Annotated in this window: 15 protein-coding genes; 7 read left to right on the top strand and 8 right to left on the bottom strand. The window is 62.4% G+C overall.

Annotation, left to right across the window (positions count from 1 at the left end):
• Positions 1 to 49 precede the first annotated feature (49 nt).
• The 3 genes from dnaJ to grpE form a co-directional block, all read right to left on the bottom strand.
• Positions 50 to 1,174: a molecular chaperone DnaJ gene (gene dnaJ / locus VJ673_RS18135; RefSeq protein WP_324127568.1), complete on the bottom strand. Its 1,125-nt coding sequence runs from the start codon at positions 1,172 to 1,174 to the stop codon at positions 50 to 52.
• Positions 1,175 to 1,285: 111 nt separating this feature from the next.
• The gene (gene dnaK / locus VJ673_RS18130) at positions 1,286 to 3,223 is read right to left on the bottom strand and encodes a molecular chaperone DnaK (RefSeq protein ID WP_324127567.1); all 1,938 of its coding nucleotides are present in this window, start codon (positions 3,221 to 3,223) and stop codon (positions 1,286 to 1,288) included.
• Between the two features lie 116 nt (positions 3,224 to 3,339).
• Positions 3,340 to 3,921: a nucleotide exchange factor GrpE gene (gene grpE, locus VJ673_RS18125; RefSeq protein WP_324127566.1), complete on the bottom strand. Its 582-nt coding sequence runs from the start codon at positions 3,919 to 3,921 to the stop codon at positions 3,340 to 3,342.
• A gap of 174 nt (positions 3,922 to 4,095) precedes the next feature.
• Here grpE and VJ673_RS18120 point away from each other — a divergent pair, with 174 nt between their 5' ends.
• Positions 4,096 to 5,460, top strand: a complete 1,365-nt coding sequence (locus VJ673_RS18120; protein WP_324127565.1) for a serine/threonine-protein kinase — start codon at positions 4,096 to 4,098, stop codon at positions 5,458 to 5,460.
• Between the two features lie 16 nt (positions 5,461 to 5,476).
• On the opposite strand, the gene VJ673_RS18115 is transcribed toward VJ673_RS18120, so the two are convergent.
• The 4 genes from VJ673_RS18115 to hrcA all read right to left on the bottom strand — a co-directional run bounded on the left by VJ673_RS18115 (position 5,477) and on the right by hrcA (position 9,177).
• Entirely contained in the window at positions 5,477 to 6,544 is a 1,068-nt protein-coding gene (locus VJ673_RS18115) for an SPM autocatalytic domain-containing protein (RefSeq protein ID WP_324127564.1), read from the bottom strand.
• 77 nt (positions 6,545 to 6,621) lie between these two features.
• Positions 6,622 to 7,017 (bottom strand): phage holin family protein, encoded by a 396-nt coding sequence (locus VJ673_RS18110; RefSeq protein WP_324127563.1) that lies wholly within the window; start codon positions 7,015 to 7,017, stop codon positions 6,622 to 6,624.
• Position 7,018: 1 nt separating this feature from the next.
• Positions 7,019 to 8,116, bottom strand: a complete 1,098-nt coding sequence (gene hemH / locus VJ673_RS18105; RefSeq protein WP_324127562.1) for a ferrochelatase — start codon at positions 8,114 to 8,116, stop codon at positions 7,019 to 7,021.
• Between the two features lie 32 nt (positions 8,117 to 8,148).
• The gene (hrcA, locus tag VJ673_RS18100) at positions 8,149 to 9,177 is read right to left on the bottom strand and encodes a heat-inducible transcriptional repressor HrcA (protein WP_324127561.1); all 1,029 of its coding nucleotides are present in this window, start codon (positions 9,175 to 9,177) and stop codon (positions 8,149 to 8,151) included.
• Positions 9,178 to 9,262: 85 nt separating this feature from the next.
• Between hrcA and VJ673_RS18095 the strand changes: the two genes are divergently transcribed.
• Positions 9,263 to 10,147, top strand: coding sequence for an NAD kinase (locus tag VJ673_RS18095; RefSeq protein WP_324127560.1), 885 nt, complete (start codon positions 9,263 to 9,265; stop codon positions 10,145 to 10,147).
• A gap of 22 nt (positions 10,148 to 10,169) precedes the next feature.
• The gene (recN, locus tag VJ673_RS18090; protein WP_324127558.1) at positions 10,170 to 11,840 is read left to right on the top strand and encodes a DNA repair protein RecN; all 1,671 of its coding nucleotides are present in this window, start codon (positions 10,170 to 10,172) and stop codon (positions 11,838 to 11,840) included.
• Positions 11,841 to 11,872: 32 nt separating this feature from the next.
• Here the strand turns inward: recN and fur are convergent, their stop codons facing one another.
• Complete coding sequence (gene fur / locus VJ673_RS18085; RefSeq protein ID WP_041656246.1) at positions 11,873 to 12,310, bottom strand: ferric iron uptake transcriptional regulator; 438 nt, start codon at positions 12,308 to 12,310, stop codon at positions 11,873 to 11,875.
• Positions 12,311 to 12,458: 148 nt separating this feature from the next.
• Here fur and VJ673_RS18080 point away from each other — a divergent pair, with 148 nt between their 5' ends.
• The 4 genes from VJ673_RS18080 to carB form a co-directional block, all read left to right on the top strand.
• On the top strand, positions 12,459 to 12,845 hold the full coding sequence (locus tag VJ673_RS18080) for an outer membrane protein assembly factor BamE (protein WP_324127557.1): 387 nt from the start codon (positions 12,459 to 12,461) through the stop codon (positions 12,843 to 12,845).
• A gap of 25 nt (positions 12,846 to 12,870) precedes the next feature.
• Positions 12,871 to 13,677 (top strand): 4-hydroxy-tetrahydrodipicolinate reductase, encoded by an 807-nt coding sequence (gene dapB / locus VJ673_RS18075; RefSeq protein WP_324127556.1) that lies wholly within the window; start codon positions 12,871 to 12,873, stop codon positions 13,675 to 13,677.
• Positions 13,678 to 13,840: 163 nt separating this feature from the next.
• A complete protein-coding gene (gene carA / locus VJ673_RS18070) occupies positions 13,841 to 14,983 on the top strand; it encodes a glutamine-hydrolyzing carbamoyl-phosphate synthase small subunit (protein ID WP_324127555.1) in 1,143 nt (380 codons plus the stop codon).
• 53 nt (positions 14,984 to 15,036) lie between these two features.
• Positions 15,037 to 18,237: carbamoyl-phosphate synthase large subunit (gene carB, locus VJ673_RS18065; protein WP_324127554.1), on the top strand; the 3,201-nt coding region annotated here is incomplete at its 3' end.

The following is an 18,237-nucleotide window of genomic DNA, read 5'->3' as shown; positions in this document are numbered from 1 at the left end:
TGCTCAGGGACAGGCCGGAAGTCCGGAACTGTCCCTGAGCCTTCGGCGCTTAGCCGCTGAAGAACTCTTTGACCTTGTCCATCCAGGACTTGGCCTTGGGGTTGTGACGCTCGGCGTCGCCGCTCGACACTTCCTCGAATTCGCGCAGCAGTTCCTTCTGACGATCGGTCAGGTTGACCGGCGTTTCCACGACCACGTGGCACAGCAGGTCGCCATGGGCTTGCGAGCGGACGTTGCGGATGCCCTTGCCTCGTAGACGGAACACTTTGCCGCTTTGTGTTTCAGCAGGGATGCGCAGGCGCGCCATACCGTCGAGGGTCGGGATTTCGATCTCGCCGCCGAGTGCGGCCGTCGTGAAGCTGATCGGCATCTCGCAGTGCAGATCGTCGCGGTCGCGCTGGAACACGGGGTGGGCGCGAATGTGGATTTCGACGTAAAGGTCGCCGGCTGGGCCGCCGTTGACGCCGGGTTCGCCGTGACCGGCGTGGCGCAGGCGCATGCCTTCATCGATACCGGCCGGGATCTTCACTTCGAGCGTCTTCTGTCGCTTCACGCGGCCGGCGCCGCCGCAGTCGCGGCAGGGGTCGGGGATGATGCGTCCGGTGCCGTGGCACTTCGGGCAGGTCTGCTGGATCGAGAAGAAGCCTTGCTGGATGCGAACCTGGCCCGCGCCGCCGCAGGTGGGGCAGGGCTTGGGCTGGGTGCCGGGCTTGGCGCCGCTGCCGTGGCAGGTATCGCACTCTTCGACGGTCGGGATGCGGATCGTCTTGTCAGCGCCGCGCGCGGCTTCCTCGAGTGAGATCTCGAGGTTATAGCGCAGGTCCGCGCCGCGATAGACGTTGGAGCGGCCGCGTGCGCCGCCGCCTCCGAAGATGTCGCCGAAGATGTCGGAGAAGGCATCGGCGAAGCCTTCGAAGCCCTGTGCGCCGGGACCTGCACCCGCAGAGGGATCGACGCCGGCGTGGCCGTAGCGATCGTACGCGCCGCGCTTCTGTCCGTCCGAGAGAATCTCGTAGGCTTCCTTCGCCTCCTTGAACTTCTCTTCGGCGTCCTTGCTGTCCGGATTGCGGTCCGGGTGGTGCTTCATGGCCAGTTTGCGGTAGGCCTTCTTAATTTCGTCGTCCGACGCGTCGCGGTTGACGCCCAGAACGTCGTAATAATCCCGTTTTGCCATCTTTGTTCGCTCTGCCAGGGAGATCGCGAGATCCCCGATCATGCAAAGGCCGAGCCGGCCAGTGTGGGCACTGGCGAAGGCTCGGCCGACATCTCGCCGTTCGGCGAGCGATTATTTCTTGTCTTTGACTTCGGTGAACTCGGCATCGACGACATCGGCGTCGGCAGCCTTGGAGCCGCCCGACGCGTTGCCGCCTGCCGATGCGCCCGCTCCACCTTCGGCAGCGCCTTGGGTCTGGGCATACATCTGCTCGCCGAGTTTCTGGCTGGCCATCGCAAGCGCCTGCGTCTTGGCCTCGATCGTCGCCTTGTCGTTGCTCTTCAGCGATTCTTCAGCCTCCTTCATGGCGGCTTCGATCTTCGCCTTCTCGTCGGCGCTGATCTTGTCGCCGTATTCGGTCAGCGATTTCTTCACCGAGTGCACTAGCGCGTCGCACTGGTTGCGGGTGTCGACCAGCTCGTGGGCCTTCTTGTCCTCTTCGGCGTGTGCGGCGGCGTCCTGCACCATGCGTTGGATCTCGTCGTCCGAGAGGCCGGAGTTGGCCTGGATCTTGATCTTGTTTTCCTTGCCGGTCGCCTTGTCCTTGGCGGAGACGTGCAGGATGCCATTTGCGTCGATGTCGAAGGTGACTTCGATCTGCGGCATGCCGCGCGGCGCCGGCGGGATGTCCGACAGGTTGAACTGGCCGAGGCTCTTGTTGCCGGCCGCCATTTCCCGTTCGCCCTGCAGCACGTGGATGGTCACCGCGCTCTGGTTGTCGTCGGCGGTCGAGAACACTTGCGAGGCCTTGGTCGGGATCGTGGTGTTCTTCTGGATCAGCTTGGTCATCACGCCGCCCAAGGTCTCGATGCCCAGAGACAGCGGGGTAACGTCGAGCAGCAGCACGTCCTTGACTTCACCTTGCAGCACGCCGCCCTGGATCGAGGCGCCGACGGCGACCGCTTCGTCCGGGTTCACGTCCTTGCGCGGATCCTTGCCAAAGAACTCCTTGACCTTCTCCTGCACCTTGGGCATGCGGGTCTGGCCGCCGACGAGGATCACGTCGTCGATGTCGGTGATCTTGATGCCGGCATCCTTGAGCGCAATGCGGCAGGGCTCGATCGTGCGCTGGACGAGGTCTTCGACGAGCGACTCGAACTTCGCGCGCGTGATCTTAACGGCGAGGTGCTTCGGGCCGGTGGCGTCGGCGGTGATGTAGGGCAGGTTCACTTCGGTCTGCGCCGATGACGACAGCTCGATCTTGGCCTTTTCGGCGGCTTCCTTCAGGCGCTGCAGCGCGAGCACGTCGTTCTTGAGGTCGACACCTTGCTCCTTCTTGAACTCGGTGACGATGTAGTCGATCAGGCGCTGGTCGAAGTCTTCGCCGCCGAGGAAGGTGTCGCCGTTGGTCGCGAGCACTTCGAACTGGTGTTCGCCGTCGATGTCGGCGATTTCGATGATCGAGATGTCGAAGGTGCCGCCGCCGAGGTCATACACGGCGATCTTCGAGTCGCCCGGCTTCTTGTCCATGCCGAAGGCGAGCGCGGCCGCGGTCGGCTCGTTGATGATGCGCTTGACTTCGAGACCGGCGATGCGGCCGGCATCCTTGGTGGCCTGACGCTGGCTGTCGTTGAAGTAGGCTGGTACGGTGATGACCGCTTCGGTGACTTCCTCGCCGAGGTAGTCTTCGGCGGTCTTCTTCATCTTGCGCAGCACTTCGGCGGAAACCTGCGGCGGGGCGACCTTCTTGCCGCGCACTTCAACCCATGCGTCGCCGTTGTCGGCTTTGGTGATCGTGTAGGGCATCAGGTCGATGTCCTTCTGCACTTCCTTCTCTTCAAAGCGACGACCGATCAGCCGCTTGACTGCAAAAAGGGTGTTCCTGGCGTTGGTGACGGCCTGGCGCTTGGCCGGAGCGCCGGTCAGGATTTCGCCGTCTTCGGCGTAGGCGACGACGGAGGGCGTGGTGCGCGCGCCTTCGGAGTTTTCGATGACCTTGGGCTTGCCGCCTTCCATCACGGAGACGCAGCTATTGGTGGTGCCCAGGTCGATGCCGATGATCTTGCCCATATCTGTTCCTTTTCAGTCAATGACGAGGAGGTCGTCGCTGTGATTCGCGATCGCTACGCCTCGCCGGAATTCGCATGTTCGATAGATGCGGGTTCATCCCGCAATTTCAAGCGTCGTCAGGCGCTTTTTGCCTTCGAGACGACGACCATCGCGGGACGCATCACGCGGTCGTTGAGCGTATAGCCCTTTTGCAGGACCTTGATCACCGTGTTCGGCTCGGCGTCGGCCTCTTCCATGCCGATGGCCTGATGACGGTTGGGGTCGAAGCGGCTGCCGAGCGGGTTTTCTTCGGCCACGCCGGCGGTTTGGAATGCGGCGATGAGTTGCTTCAAGGTGAGATCGACGCCGGCGCGCAGGCTTTCGAGGGTCTGGGTTTCGACCGCCAGAGCTGCTTCGAGGCTGTCTTTCACAGGCAACATGGCGTTAGCAAATTTTTCGGCGGCAAACTTCGAAGCCTTGGCGATGTCTTCTTGTGCGCGGCGACGAATGTTTTCGCCTTCGGCCTTCGCGCGAAGCCAGGCGTCGTAGTGTTCGGTAGCCTTCAATTCGGCCTGGCGCAGGGTTTCCTCGATGCTCGGCATCGTGTCCGGCTGCGCCGCGGCGCCCTGGTCGTTCGACGGCGGGGCGGCGGATTGTGAGGCCGCGACATTCTCCGGCAGTTCGCCCTGGATGTCGGCGGACGGCTTATGTTCCTGCATGGGTCGAAACTCCCTGTCTTCGTTAACGTTTGCGAAGTGGGGACGGGGTCGCCTTTTTCAAGGGGGGAATCCGAAAAAATGTTTCGTGTGTTGCCGACGTCGGGGCGGCTGTGTCAGGATTGGCTAATCCTCATAACTCATCAAGCATGATTTGCGGGAACGTACGGATCGGCGATGAGCGATATTCCGCGGACAATCGGCAAGTACCGCATCGTGAAGGAGGTCGGGCGCGGTGCGACCGCGGTCGTCTATATGGGCGAGTCGCCGGACCGACCGGAGCCTGTCGCAATCAAGCTGATCCGCTTCCAGGACGGGAGCCGCGACGAAGCGAAGTGGAACCGGCGCCTGCTCAAGCTGCTGAAGGCGGAGAGGGCGGTCGCGAGCCGTTTGGACCATCCCCACATCATCCGCATCCACGAGGCCGAGGTGGAGCCATCTCAGGCGTACGTGGTGATGGAGTATTTCCCTGGTGAGTCGCTGGAGCGGTACTGCGGTTTCGAGCGGATGCTGCCTGTCCACCGCGCGATCGGCATCGTGTTCAAGTGCTGCATGGCGCTCGATTACGCGTATCGTCAAGGTATCGTACACCGGGACATCAAGCCGGCGAACATCCTGGTCGATGATCGTGACAACGTGAAGATCACCGATTTCGGTCTGGCGCTGAACATCAACAAGAAAGTGGAGTCGGACTCGACCTTCATCATGGGGGTGGGTTCGCCCGCCTACATGAGCCCTGAGCAGATCAAGGGCTATCCGCTGAACCAGAAGACGGACCTGTATTCGCTCGGGGTGGTGCTCTTTCATCTCCTGACGGGCCGCTTGCCATTCCGGGCGAGCAATCCCGCGCAGCTGATCTACAAGATCATCAACGCCGATCCTCCGCGAGTGTCGCAGCTCAATCCGGAGTTGCCCGAGCAGATGGACGCGGTGATCCGCAAGGCACTCGAGAAGGATCTGTATTCCCGCTACAAGAACGGGGCGGAGTTCGCGAAGGACCTCACCGCGGTACGCTTTCAGATCGTCGATGATCGTTACGTTCCGCCTGATACCACGCGCTTTTCGCAGCTGCGCAAGCTCAGCTTCTTCACTGAATTCGGGGACGTCGAGCTGTGGGAGGTGTTGAGAATCTGTTCCTGGCGTGCTGCCGAGCCCGGCGCGCTTCTGATCCGTGAAGGGGATGCCGATCAGCGTTTCGGGATTCTGATCGAGGGCGAGGTGGAGGTCTCGGTCGAGGGGCGGCGGGTATCCTGTTTTGGCCCCGGCGAAGTGTTCGGCGAACTGGCTTGGCTTGACAATATCGACCACCGGCATCCGATGTCTATCGTTGCCACTGCCCGCTGCGCGTATGCCGAAATCCATCCTGCTGCGCTTGCGCTGGCTACGGACGAACTGCGCGAGCTGGTCCGTACGACCTTGTCGACAGTCGTGGCCAAACGTCTCGGCGCCGCTGCGCGGGCGCTCGCCCAGCATGGGGAGCCGGCGGCGGCCGGGCAAATCACCGCGAGCTCAATTCTCGACCTGCAACTGGTCGAGGATTGAGCAGGACGGGCTGTCGCTAGACGCTCAGATCGATTTGGCTGACGGTTCCTGCGCTTCCATCTTCACGGAGATAGACGCCGCTGCTGCGCATTTCGCCAAGGCTGCTGTTGGCCGCCCCGCGCAAGGAAAACGGCGTTGCCACATTGCCCAGATAGAGCGCGCCGACGCCGGCTTCCGCGGCAGTCTTGAGGCTTCCTGCGCCTTCCGTCGCGGGTGACCACACGCGCAGTTGGCCAAAAGCGGGATCGGACTCGTCGATCCAGCCGTTCTTGTCGCGGTCGAACGCGGCGAGTTCGTCGAATCCGTTGCCGGTCGTGGGCCCGAATAATTCGCTGCCGTCGTCGATGCGGCCGTTGTCGTTACGATCGATTGCGAGATAACCGGTGCCACCGGCGAGCATCGGGATGGATTCGGCCGTGCCGTCGGCGTCGAGGTCGAAGGAAAAGCGCGTATCCGACAGCGCAGCGGCGGGACCTGCGAAGTCGAGCACGAGCGGATCCTTCATCCGCGCGTCGCCCAGACGTAGCTGTACATCGGTGGTTTCGGCGTAGTTGCGCTCCATCGCGAGATCGAGTTTGAAGCGGATTTCCTGCCCGTCGGCCGTCTTGACGGTGCCTTGTGCAGCGAATCGTGTCTGTTCGTGTTCCTGATACTTGGCGTGGTATTGGTAATCGACGCCGAATCCGGCTCGGGGCGGCCCTCCTTGCGGTGCCGGCGCCGGTGCTGGGCTATCGGGCGTGGGGCCGGCACGTGTTGCATCCGGGCGCAAGTCCTTCGCGTCGACGGTCTTGATCGATTTTCCGGTCAGGGCTTCGATCAGCTGTTTCAGGAAGCGCATGCGCGGGTCGGCATCGATCTCATCGTCGTCGTTGTCGGTCGCCTCGGCGCCCTGCAGTGCGCGGGCTTCCTTCGAAAGCTCGACTTGGGCGCGCGCCGCCCCGCGTACGACGGTGCCGATGCCGTTACTGCCGTTCGCGGCGCCACGGCGGTTCCCGACCCACATTTCGAGGTGCTCGTTCGATTCGAAGCTGCTGGTCGCAACGTGGGACGACTGCAGTTGCACGTTTGCTGATGCGATTTTCATGGCCGTCCCCTGTGATCCAGTTGCCCACAGGTACTAACGGCCGAAGCGCGCGGAACTTTAGGATTCCACCCGTCGAATCAGCGCCTTCCGCGCCGCATCGTGACTTCGAATCGCGAGTCGGTCCCGTCCGACAAGGCGATGCTGACCAGCCACGTCAACAGGCTGTAGAGGAGGGCGCCCCAAAATGCAGTCCAGAAGTCCGCCACTTGCACGCCGCTCACCAGTCCGGCCGCTGCCCAAAAAAGCAGCGCATTGATGATCAGCGTAAACAGCCCGACCGTCAGGACGGTGATCGGTAATGTGATCAAGATGAGGATAGGCCGGATCAGCGCATTGATGAGCGCAAGCAGGAGTGCCGTCATCAGTGCCGCCGCGTAGCTGTCGACGCGCAGGCCACCGAGGATCTCCGGCAGGAGCAACAGCGCGACGGCATCGAGCAGCCAGCGCAGCAGAAGTCGGAGGCCGGGGCTCATGTCAGCATTCCGCGCCGGCCGCGCGCGCCCGCTCTGCGGTCGCCCCCAACGCGTCGCCACTTGCGGTGGGAATCGAAAGCCAATTGCCCAGGTGATCGCGCACAAGGGCGGAAAGTGCCGCGACCCAGTCGTCCCGTTCGTTCAGGCAAGGGATGTAGTGAAAGCTCTTGCCCCCTGCTCCGAGGAAAGCCGTCCGACATTCCATTGCAATCTCCTCCAGCGTTTCGAGACAATCCGCGGGGAAGCCGGGGCACATCACGTCCACACGTTCCGTTCCCTGCCGGGCCAGTGCTTCGAGAGTCGGCTGCGTGTAGGGCTTGAGCCATTCCGCCTTGCCGAAGCGGGATTGAAAGGTGAGCTGCCAGCGGTCATCGGGCAACTGGAGCGCCGCTGCCAGCAGACGAGCGGTCTTTCGACACTCGCAATGATAGGGATCCCCGAGGTCGAGTGATCGCCGCGGAATGCCGTGAAAGCTCATGATGAGCTTATCGCCTTGGCCGTTGCGCATCCAGTGGTCGCGTACGCTTTGCGCCAGGGCGGCGATGTAGCCTGCTTGGTCGTGAAAACTACGCACGTAACGAATTTCGGGCAGATTGCGCCAATGAGTCATGCAGCGGGCGACTTCGTCCATCACGCTGGCCGTGGTGCTCGCCGCATATTGCGGATAGAGGGGAACAACGAGAATCCGCGTGCAGCCGTTGGCTTTCATCCGGTTAAGCACGTTCGCGATCGACGGTTCCCCATAGCGCATCGCCCATTCGATCTGCAAGCCGGCCGCACCGGCATGGCCCAGATAGCCGGCGAGCAACTTCGTCTGCTTCTGAGTGTGCACCTGGAGCGGCGAGCCTTCGTCCATCCAGATGCTCGCGTACTTTTCGGCAGACTTCTTCGGACGGACGTTCAGGATGATGCCGTTCAGAATCGGCCACCAGACCAGCTTCGGGATCTCGACAACGCGGGGGTCGGAGAGAAATTCTTTGAGATAGGGGCGAACGGCGGCGGCGGTCGGAGTAGTTGGCGTGCCCAGGTTCACGAGCAGTATGCCCGTCCGTGCGGGCGTGCCGTGAGAATAGGCGGGTTCGGTCCAGTAACGGGCCATGGGCTTCCTTGTGCGGGAGGAGGGGGACGCGCTCAGTTGGCGCTCGACAGGGCGTTCGAGAGAAGGCGTGCCGTGATATCGACGATGGGGATTACGCGATCATAAGCCATTCGCGTCGGTCCGATGACTCCGACCGAGCCCACGACTTGGCCATTGACCTCGTAGCCGGACGTCACGACGCTGCAACCGTCGAGTTGCGCGAGGCCGGATTCGTCGCCGATGAAGATCTGAACGCCTTGTGCTCGATTGGACAGGTCGAGCAGCTGAATCAGCCCGGTCTTTTGTTCGAACAGCTTGAAGAGCTCGCGCAGGTGCGCGACGTTCGAGGACAACTCTTCGACATCCAGAAGATTCGTCTCACCTGATAGCACGTAGCTGCTGGTGTCGTCATGCGCTGCCGCTGTACCGGCCTCGACCGTGGCGTTCAGAAGTTCGCTCATATCGGCCCGCAATTGTCGGAGTTCGTCGCGGATCCGGGCGCGGATGTCGTCGAAGCCGAGTCCGCCAAAGTGCTCAGTCAGATAGTTCGCCGCCATCGTCAGCTCGGCCGGCGAATACGAACGTTGGGTGATCAGGATGCGGTTCTGCACCTCTCCGTTCATGGAGACAATGATCAGCAGGATGCGGTTTTCCGACAAGCGGATGAATTCGATCTGGCGAATCTTCAGCGTGTCGCGCCGCGGTGATACCACGACCCCCGCGAACTGAGTCAGTTCGGAGAGAAGGTGGGATGCTGCGCTCAACAGCCGCTGCGGCTGGTCGGGCTGCAACTGGCCTTTCAGCTCGCGTACTTGCTGTTGTTCGAGCGGCTGCACGGTCAGCAGCGAATCGACGAAGAAGCGGTATCCCATCGCCGTCGGAATCCGCCCCGCCGACGTATGCGGGCTGGTGATGAAGCCCATCTCCTCGAGATCGCTCATTACGTTGCGCACCGTGGCGGGGGACAGTTCGAGCCCCGAAAAGCGCGATAGCGCACGCGAACCAACGGGCTGTCCCTCGACGATGTAATGTTCGATCAGGGTCTTGAGCAGGATCTTGGATCTGGGGTCAAGCTTTGTCATGATGTTCGCAGGCCATTTCCGACGATTCTAGGGAAGTGGCACCGCCTCTGCCAAGGGCCCGGGAGGTTGTGGTTTAATCCGAAGCATGGCGCATAAATTTCACACCGTTGCCCTGATCGGCAAGTACCAGAGTCCGGACGTGGCCGGAGCCGTGTTGTCCATCGCGGGTTTCCTTCGCGAGAAGGGTTTAGCGGTATGGATCGAGCAGGGGACAGCGAGTTCCATTGGCCTCGTCGGCGAGTTTGCCACGGCAACGTACGATGAGATAGGAGTTCAAGCGGATCTGGCAGTCGTCCTCGGCGGGGACGGCACGATGCTTAACACCGCGCGACGCCTGTGCGAGCATTCCGTTCCGCTCGTCGGCATCAATCAGGGGCGGCTCGGGTTCCTCACCGATATCGGGCGCAACGACGCATTGGCGAAACTCTCGGAGATGCTCGACGGTCGATATTCGGAAGAATTGCGCGCGATGCTCGACGCCGAGGTTCTCCGCGGTGGTCGCCGTGTGTTTCATACACTGGCGCTCAACGATGTGGTCGTTAACAAAGGCGACCTCGGCAGGATGATCGAATTCGATCTGTCGATCGATGGCGAGTTCGTCTATACACAGCGCTCCGACGGCATGATCCTGACCACTCCGACCGGATCGACGGCCTACGCACTGTCTGCCAATGGCCCCATCCTCCACCCGACGGTCGGGGGAATTGCGCTTGTCCCGCTGTGCCCGCATGCGCTGACGGCAAGGCCGATAACGCTGCCGGACACCTGCCGTATCGAGATCGCGCTTCTGCCGCCGCACGACGCGAGCGTGCACGTCGATGGGCAGGCACGCTTTGATGCGCACGCGGGAGACCTCGTTCGCGTGACGCGTTCGCCCAAGGCAGTCCGACTCTTGCATCCCGAGGGATACAGCTACTTCGCCATGTTGCGGGAAAAGCTCCATTGGAGCGCGACCCCGCGCCTTCCCTGAACAACCACGAATTGCGACGTTCATGCTCCGCCGTCTGACCATACGGGATTTTGTCATCGTCGATCGTCTGGAACTCGATTTCCAGGACGGTTTTGGTGCTTTGACCGGCGAAACCGGTGCAGGCAAGTCGATTCTCCTCGATGCGCTTGGGCTCGCGCTCGGAGGCCGGGCTGAGCCGGGCGCAGTCCGCGTTGGCCGCGACAAGGCCGACATTTCGGCGGAGTTCGATTTGCCACCGACTGGCGAACTGGTGCGTTGGCTGTCCGAGCACGATCTGCCGGACGACGAGGGCGTCGTGATTCTACGGCGGGTCGTGGAATCCGCTGGCCGCTCGCGAGCCTGGATCAACGGCGTACCCGTCACGCAGACGCAGTTGCGCGAAGCCGGGGACTGGCTCGCCGATATTCATGGCCAGCATGCCCATCACGCCCTGCTCAAGGCGGACGCCCAGCGGGCCCTCGTGGACGGTCACGCTGGCGCAGCGGATCTGGCAGCCGAAGTCGCGGCCCGGTTCCGCTCCTGGCAACAGCTCGCCGAAAGACGCCGTGCGGCCGAGCACGACTCGGCGGCGTCCGAACGCGAGCGTGAACTCCTTGCATGGCAGATTCGCGAGGTCGAAGAACTTGCGTTCGAACCGACGGCGTGGGACGAGTTGAATACCGAGCACTCGCGCCTGGCTCATGCAGCCGGGTTGATGGAGGGCGCTGACGAGGTGATCACAACGCTCGGCGACGGCGATCTTTCCGTGGCGAACATGCTGCGCCAGATTCATGTGCGGATAGAGTCGATGTCCGGTATCGACAGCGGACTCGACGAGGTGCGGGAACTGCTATCCGGCGCGGCAATCCAGGCGGACGAAGCCTTGCACACCTTGCGGCGCTACCGGGATCACCTCGACCTGGACCCCTCCCGGCTTGCGGAGATCGAGCAGCAAATCGGGCGGGTCACCGATATCGCGCGCAAACATCGCGTCGTGCCCGAAGAGTTGCCGGAACTGCTGGCAGGCTGGCAGCGCAGGCTCGAAGCCCTCGTTGCCGACGCGGACCCGGTGCGACTCGCGGAGGAGGAAGAGTCGGCCCGGCGGGAGTACGAAGCCGCTGCGGAGCGCCTCTCCATCGCCCGTCGCCCTGCCGTGAAAGCCTTGTCCCAGGAAATTTCAGACGCGATGCAGACGCTCGCCATGGCCGGCGGCCGCTTCGAGGTGGCGCTGGAGCCTTGTGCCCCGACGGCGCACGGTGTCGAATCCGTCGAATTCCGCGTCGCGGCCAACCTCAATCAGCCGCTGCGGCCGCTCGCAAAGGTTGCGTCGGGGGGCGAGCTGTCACGTATCGGCTTGGCGATCCAGGTGATTACGAGCCGCGAATCGGCTACGCCGACACTTATTTTCGACGAGGTCGACGTCGGTATCGGGGGCGGTGTCGCCGAGATCGTTGGGCGCCTGCTTCACCGCCTCGGACAGTCGCGGCAGGTATTGTGCGTCACGCACTTGCCTCAGGTCGCTGCCTGCGCAGACTGGCAGTGGAATATCGCGAAGGCAAAGCGCGGAGAGGAGGTCCTCAGTGCCGTCACGCCGCTGGACGTGTCCGCACGTGTCGAGGAAATTGCCCGTATGTTGGGTGGTGTAAACATCACGGAGACCACGCGCCGCCATGCGGCAGAGATGCTTGCGGCTGACCGCGCGAACGCCCTCTGACTTCGCGCAGCGCCAGTCTGCTGCTTGCGACCTTATTCACCCAACTTGCGATTGGGGCAATCCTTGCGCAGGCAATCGGCGTAAAGGTAAAGCGCATGCTCGCGGACGGCAAAGCCGCGTTCTTCCGCGACCTTGTTTTGCTTGCGCTCGATTTCCGGGTCGAAGAACTCCTCAACCTTCCCGCACTGGATGCAGACAAGGTGGTCATGGTGGCCGCCTTCTTTGAGTTCGAAGACCGCCTTGCCCGATTCGAAATAGTGCCGTTCGAGCAGACCGGCCTGTTCGAACTGGGTCAGGACGCGATAGACCGTTGCCAGTCCGATGTCCATGCCTTCCGCCGTCAACAGGCGATAGACATCCTCTGCCGTCAAGTGACGCACATCGGACGTCTGGAAGAGGTCAAGTATCTTCAGGCGCGGGTAAGTGGCTTTCAAGCCGATATTTTTGAGGTTCTGCGAATTCTCAGACATGATTGCCCCGTTGGGTCGCGAGCGTGCCGGCAGCACATGGCCGCTGTCTGCCTATGATATATTTTTTCGGCTGTGCCTGAGAACGATTCGCCGTTCGGCGCCAACGACTAAGACTCCATACATGCGTTTAATGACATTTGCGGCCGCAATGGCCGCCGCCGGCCTGTTGATCGGATGTTCCTTCAACACGATTACCGATCGCATCAACCCATACCGCATCGACGTGCGGCAAGGTAATTACGTCGATCAGGAAATGATCGGGCGACTCAAGAAAGGCATGACGCGCGACCAAGTGCGCTTTGCCTTGGGCACTCCGCTCGTAACGGACGTCTTTCACGCAGCCCGCTGGGATTACGTCTATGCATTCCGTCCCGGTCGCGGCGAACCGCAGCAGCGCGTTCTGAGCGTATTTTTCGACGGTGACAAGCTCGATCACGTCGAAGGGGATGTCACTCCTGGCGATTCTTCAGCGCCGGCCGCGCAGCCGGAGCGCAGCAGGGTGATCGAGATCGAACCCGCGCCTGCGAAGAATTGATTCCGCCAATCCAGGAAGTGTTCAGATGAGTGTGTTGCGAATTGCGGTTGCCGGTGCGTCCGGCAGAATGGGGCGGATGCTGATCGAGGCGACGCTGAAGGACGGTGGAGTCATGCTGGGATCGGCGTTCGATCGGCCGGGCACGCCGTTCATCGGCCGCGATGCCGGAGAACTTGTCGGCGCAGCCTGTGGTGTGGCCATCACAGACGATCCTCGCGATGCAATCGCTGCGGCCGATTGCATCATCGATTTCACCCGCCCGGAAGGTACGTTGTCCCATCTTCAGATAGCGCGCGAACTGCGCAAGTCCATCGTGATCGGCACTACGGGCTTTTCGGCAGCCGAGAAGGAAGTCATCAACGCGGCGGCCCAGGAGATTCCAGTCGTATTCGCGCCGAACATGGCGGTTGGAGTGAACGCCGTGTTCAAGTTGCTCGAGGTCGCGGCGCGCATCCTCGACGAGGGCTACGACGTCGAGGTCATCGAGGCTCACCATCGCTTCAAGGTCGATGCCCCGTCGGGTACCGCACTGCGCATGGGCGAGGTCGTCGCGCGCGAGCTCGGCCGGGATCTCGAGACCTGCGCGATCTACGGTCGGGAAGGGGTTACCGGTGAGCGCAAAGCCGAGACGATCGGCTTTTCGACGATCCGCGGCGGTGACGTCGTCGGCGACCATACCGTTCTCTTCGCTGGTATCGGCGAACGCATCGAGATCACGCACAAGTCCGGCAGCCGCATGCCCTACGCGCTCGGTGCCGTCCGCGCAGCGCGCTTCCTCGCCGGCCGTTCGAACGGCTTGTTCGACATGCAGGCGGTCCTCGGCCTGAGCTGAAGCTGGTGGGTAAGAAGCCGGTAGCGTTGCCTCTGGCTCCGTCAAACGCTACAATTCGTCGATTAGATAGCGGGATTAGCCGATCGGCTCGTCCCGCTTTTTTCACAAACGGGGCTGGCCTACAGGTTGTCCCCGTCTTTTCGGCTGAACTCAGGAGTTTGTCGTGACTGCTTCCCCGCCCGCTCTACTAGCACTTGCCGACGGGACGGTATTTTTTGGCAAGGGAATCGGCGCGGCCGGCAGCACGGTTGGTGAGGTCGTTTTCAACACCTCGATGTCCGGTTACCAAGAGATCCTTACCGACCCGAGCTACTGCCGGCAGATCGTAACGCTGACGTATCCCCACATCGGCAATACCGGCGTCAATCGCGAAGACGTCGAGGCGACCCGCGTGCATGCTGCGGGCCTCGTCATCCGCGATCTCCCCATTCTGCCTTCCAATTTCCGGATGGACCAAACGCTGGACGCCTATCTGAAGGCGGAAAACGTCGTGGCCATCGCCGGGATCGACACCCGCAAGCTGACCCGTATCCTGCGCGAGAAGGGCGCTCAGGCGGGCTGCATCGTCACCGCCGCGGAAGGTCAGGCGCTCAATCCGGAGGCAGCTGTCGCCCAGGCGCGCGACTTTCCCGGGCTTGCGGGCATGGACCTCGCGAAGGTCGTCAGCACCGACCGCTCCTTCCCGTGGAGCGAAGGCGAATGGAAGCTCGGCACCGGCTACGAGGCCCAGGCGAACGCGCGGTTCCACGTCGTCGCCTACGACTTCGGCGTCAAAGCCAACATCCTGCGGATGCTAGCGAGCCGCGGCTGCCGCCTCACCGTCGTGCCGGCACAAACCTCCGCCGCCGACGTGCTTGCTCTCAATCCGGACGGGATCTTCCTGTCCAACGGTCCTGGCGATCCGGAGCCCTGCGATTACGCGATTGCCGCGATCCGCGAGTTCCTGTCGCGCGGCATCCCGACCTTCGGTATCTGTCTCGGCCATCAGTTGATGGCGCTGGCCTCCGGTGCTCGGACGGTCAAGATGAAGTTCGGCCATCACGGTGCGAACCATCCGGTGAAGGACCTCGATTCCGGCCAAGTGTTGATCACGAGCCAGAACCACGGCTTCGCGGTCGATGCCGACACCCTACCGGCGACCCTGCGCCCGACCCACGTGTCGCTCTTCGACGGGAGTCTGCAGGGGATGGAACGGACCGATGTGCCCGCCTTCTGCTTCCAGGGTCACCCGGAGGCGAGCCCCGGGCCGCACGACGTCGCCTACCTGTTCGACCGCTTCATCAAGTTGCTCGAAGCGCGCAAATGATTCGCAGGCGGCAGCTTTGCTGTCGCCCTTCAACGCAATACCGAGGTTAGGCAATGCCTAAGCGTACAGACATACAAAGCATTCTCATCATTGGCGCCGGCCCGATCATCATCGGTCAGGCGTGCGAGTTCGACTATTCCGGCGCGCAGGCGTGCAAAGCGCTGCGCGAAGAGGGCTATCGCGTCGTCCTCGTAAACTCCAACCCGGCCACGATCATGACCGATCCGGGTACGGCCGACGTCACCTACATCGAGCCGATCACCTGGCAGGTCGTCGAACGCATCATCGAGAAGGAGCGCCCCGACGCGTTGCTGCCCACGATGGGTGGTCAGACGGCGCTCAACTGCGCCCTGGACCTCGCCAAGAACGGCGTGCTCGAGAAGTACGGCGTCGAATTGATCGGCGCGTCTCGCGATGCGATCGATAAGGCCGAGGACCGCCTCAAGTTCAAGGACGCGATGACCAAGATCGGTCTCGGTTCGGCGCGTTCCGGCATCGCCCACAGCATGGAAGAAGCGCTGCAGGTGCAGGGTGGCATCGGCTTCCCGGTCATCATCCGCCCGTCCTTCACGCTCGGCGGCACCGGTGGCGGCATCGCCTACAACATGGAAGAGTTCGACGAGATCTGCAAGCGCGGTCTCGAGGCGAGCCCGACCAATGAACTCCTGATCGAAGAGTCGCTGATCGGTTGGAAGGAATACGAGATGGAAGTCGTCCGCGACCGCGCGGATAACTGCATCATCGTCTGCTCGATCGAGAACCTCGACCCGATGGGCGTGCATACTGGCGACTCGATCACCGTCGCACCGTCGCAGACCCTCACGGACAAGGAGTACCAGATCCTGCGTAATGCGTCGATCGCGGTGCTGCGCGAGATCGGTGTCGATACCGGCGGCTCGAACGTCCAGTTCGCGATCAACCCGAAGGACGGTCGCATGATCGTCATCGAGATGAACCCGCGCGTGTCGCGCTCATCGGCGCTCGCCTCGAAGGCGACCGGATTCCCGATCGCCAAGGTCGCGGCCAAGCTCGCCATCGGCTACACGCTGGACGAGCTCAAGAACGACATCACCGGCGGCGCGACCCCGGCCTCGTTCGAGCCCTCTATCGACTACGTCGTCACGAAGATTCCGCGCTTCGCGTTCGAAAAATTCCCGCAGGCCAACGATCGCCTCACGACTCAGATGAAGTCGGTCGGCGAGGTGATGGCGATGGGCCGTACCTTCCAGGAGTCGTTCCAGAAGGCGCTACGCGGCCTCGAAGTCGGGGTCTACGGCCTGGACGAAGTCGAAGCCGACCGCGAAGACCTCGAGCATGAGCTTGCCAATCCGGGCGCTCAGCGCATCTGGTACGTCGGGCAGGCGTTCCGCGAAGGCTACACGCAGGAGCAGGTGTTCAACCTGACCAAGATCGATCCGTGGTTCCTCGCGCAGATCGAAGATATTGTTCTCACCGAAAAGGCGCTCACCGGCCGTTCGCTGAAGGCGATGCCGGCAGTCGAAATGCGAGGTCTGAAGCGCAAGGGCTTCTCCGACCGTCGTCTCGCAAAACTTCTCGGTGTCGATGAAACGGCAGTGCGCCTGCACCGTCACGCGCAGGGCGTGCGCCCGGTGTTCAAGCGCGTCGACACCTGCGCGGCGGAATTCTCGACTTCGACCGCGTACATGTACTCCTCGTACGAGGACGAGTGCGAAGCGCGTCCGACCGACAAGAAGAAGATCATGGTCCTCGGCGGCGGTCCGAACCGCATCGGCCAGGGCATTGAGTTCGACTACTGCTGCGTCCACGCCGCACTCGCCCTGCGCGAAGACGGCTACGAGACCATCATGGTCAACTGCAACCCGGAAACGGTGTCGACCGACTACGACACTTCCGACCGTCTGTACTTCGAGCCGATTACGCTCGAAGACATCCTCGAGATCGTGCACATCGAGAAGCCGGTCGGCGTGATCGTCCAGTTCGGTGGCCAGACCCCGCTCAAGCGCGCCCAGGCGCTCGAAGAGAACGGCGTGCCGATCATCGGCACCAGCCCCGATATGATCGACGCAGCTGAGGACCGTGAGCGCTTCCAGAAGCTGCTCAACGACCTCGGCCTCAAGCAGCCGCCCAACCGCACCGCGCGGACGCCCGAGCAGGCCGTGCGCCTCGCGGCCGAAATCGGCTACCCGCTAGTCGTGCGTCCGAGCTACGTGCTGGGCGGCCGCGCGATGGAAATCGTGCATGAGCAGAAGGATCTCGAGCGTTACATGCGCGAAGCCGTCAAGGTTTCGAACGAGTCGCCGGTTCTGCTCGACCGCTTCCTGAACGATGCGACCGAAATCGACGTCGATGCGCTGTCGGACGGCCAACAGGTCATCATCGGCGGCATCATGGAGCACATCGAACAGGCGGGTGTTCACTCCGGTGACTCGGCATGCTCGCTGCCTCCTTACACGCTGTCTCCGCGCCTGCAGGATGAGCTCCGCCGCCAGACCGAGGCGATGGCGCGTGCGCTGAACGTCTGCGGCCTGATGAACGTCCAGTTCGCGATTCAGGGCGAAGGCAACGATGCGACGGTCTACGTCCTCGAAGTCAATCCCCGGGCGTCGCGTACGGTTCCCTTCGTCTCGAAGGCCTGCAGCCTGCCGCTCGCGAAGATTGCCGCGCGCTGCATGGCCGGGCAGAGCCTCGCCAGTCAGGGTGTCACGGGTGAAATTGTGCCGCCCTATTATTCCGTCAAGGAAGCGGTCTTCCCGTTCGTCAAGTTCCCCGGTGTCGACACGATTCTCGGACCGGAAATGAAGTCGACCGGTGAGGTCATGGGCGTGGGCCGGAGCTTCGCCGAGGCGTTCGTGAAGGCGCAGCTTGCCGCCGGCGTGCGGCTGCCCAAGTCCGGTACGGCATTCATTAGCGTCAAGCCGGCGGACCGCGGCGTTGCTGTCGAGGTCGCACGTGAGCTTCACGAGCTCGGCTTCAGTCTCGTTGCTACGCGCGGTACTGCATCCGCAATCGACGCGGCGAACCTCCCGGTCACGGTCGTCAATAAGGTCAACGAAGGTCGGCCGCACATTGTCGACATGATCAAGAACAACGAACTGAGCTTCGTCATCAACACTGTCGAGGAAAAGCGTCAGGCGATCGTGGATTCGCGCTCTATCCGTACCAGCGCGCTGGCCGCGAAACTGACCGTTTTCACGACGATTGAAGGCGCTCGTGCTGCCTGCATGGGCATGCGTCACATCGACGAACTCGAAGTCTATGGACTGCAATCGCTG

It is taken from the genome of Aromatoleum sp. (assembly GCF_035254505.1).
Lineage (GTDB): Bacteria > Pseudomonadota > Gammaproteobacteria > Burkholderiales > Rhodocyclaceae > Aromatoleum.
The sequence above is the reverse complement of the archived record's forward strand: the minus strand, read 5'-3'. Positions and strand labels throughout refer to the sequence as shown.

Bases quoted from the DNA above. Each gene is read 5' to 3' on its own strand.
- dnaJ (WP_324127568.1), bottom strand. From the start codon at position 1,174: ATGGCAAAACGGGATTATTACGACGTTCTGGGCGTCAACCGCGACGCG.
- dnaK (WP_324127567.1), bottom strand. From the start codon at position 3,223: ATGGGCAAGATCATCGGCATCGACCTGGGCACCACCAATAGCTGCGTC.
- grpE (WP_324127566.1), bottom strand. From the start codon at position 3,921: ATGCAGGAACATAAGCCGTCCGCCGACATCCAGGGCGAACTGCCGGAG.
- VJ673_RS18120 (WP_324127565.1), top strand. From the start codon at position 4,096: ATGAGCGATATTCCGCGGACAATCGGCAAGTACCGCATCGTGAAGGAG.
- VJ673_RS18115 (WP_324127564.1), bottom strand. From the start codon at position 6,544: ATGAAAATCGCATCAGCAAACGTGCAACTGCAGTCGTCCCACGTTGCG.
- VJ673_RS18110 (WP_324127563.1), bottom strand. From the start codon at position 7,017: ATGAGCCCCGGCCTCCGACTTCTGCTGCGCTGGCTGCTCGATGCCGTC.
- hemH (WP_324127562.1), bottom strand. From the start codon at position 8,116: ATGGCCCGTTACTGGACCGAACCCGCCTATTCTCACGGCACGCCCGCA.
- hrcA (WP_324127561.1), bottom strand. From the start codon at position 9,177: ATGACAAAGCTTGACCCCAGATCCAAGATCCTGCTCAAGACCCTGATC.
- VJ673_RS18095 (WP_324127560.1), top strand. From the start codon at position 9,263: ATGGCGCATAAATTTCACACCGTTGCCCTGATCGGCAAGTACCAGAGT.
- recN (WP_324127558.1), top strand. From the start codon at position 10,170: ATGCTCCGCCGTCTGACCATACGGGATTTTGTCATCGTCGATCGTCTG.
- fur (WP_041656246.1), bottom strand. From the start codon at position 12,310: ATGTCTGAGAATTCGCAGAACCTCAAAAATATCGGCTTGAAAGCCACT.
- VJ673_RS18080 (WP_324127557.1), top strand. From the start codon at position 12,459: ATGGCCGCCGCCGGCCTGTTGATCGGATGTTCCTTCAACACGATTACC.
- dapB (WP_324127556.1), top strand. From the start codon at position 12,871: ATGAGTGTGTTGCGAATTGCGGTTGCCGGTGCGTCCGGCAGAATGGGG.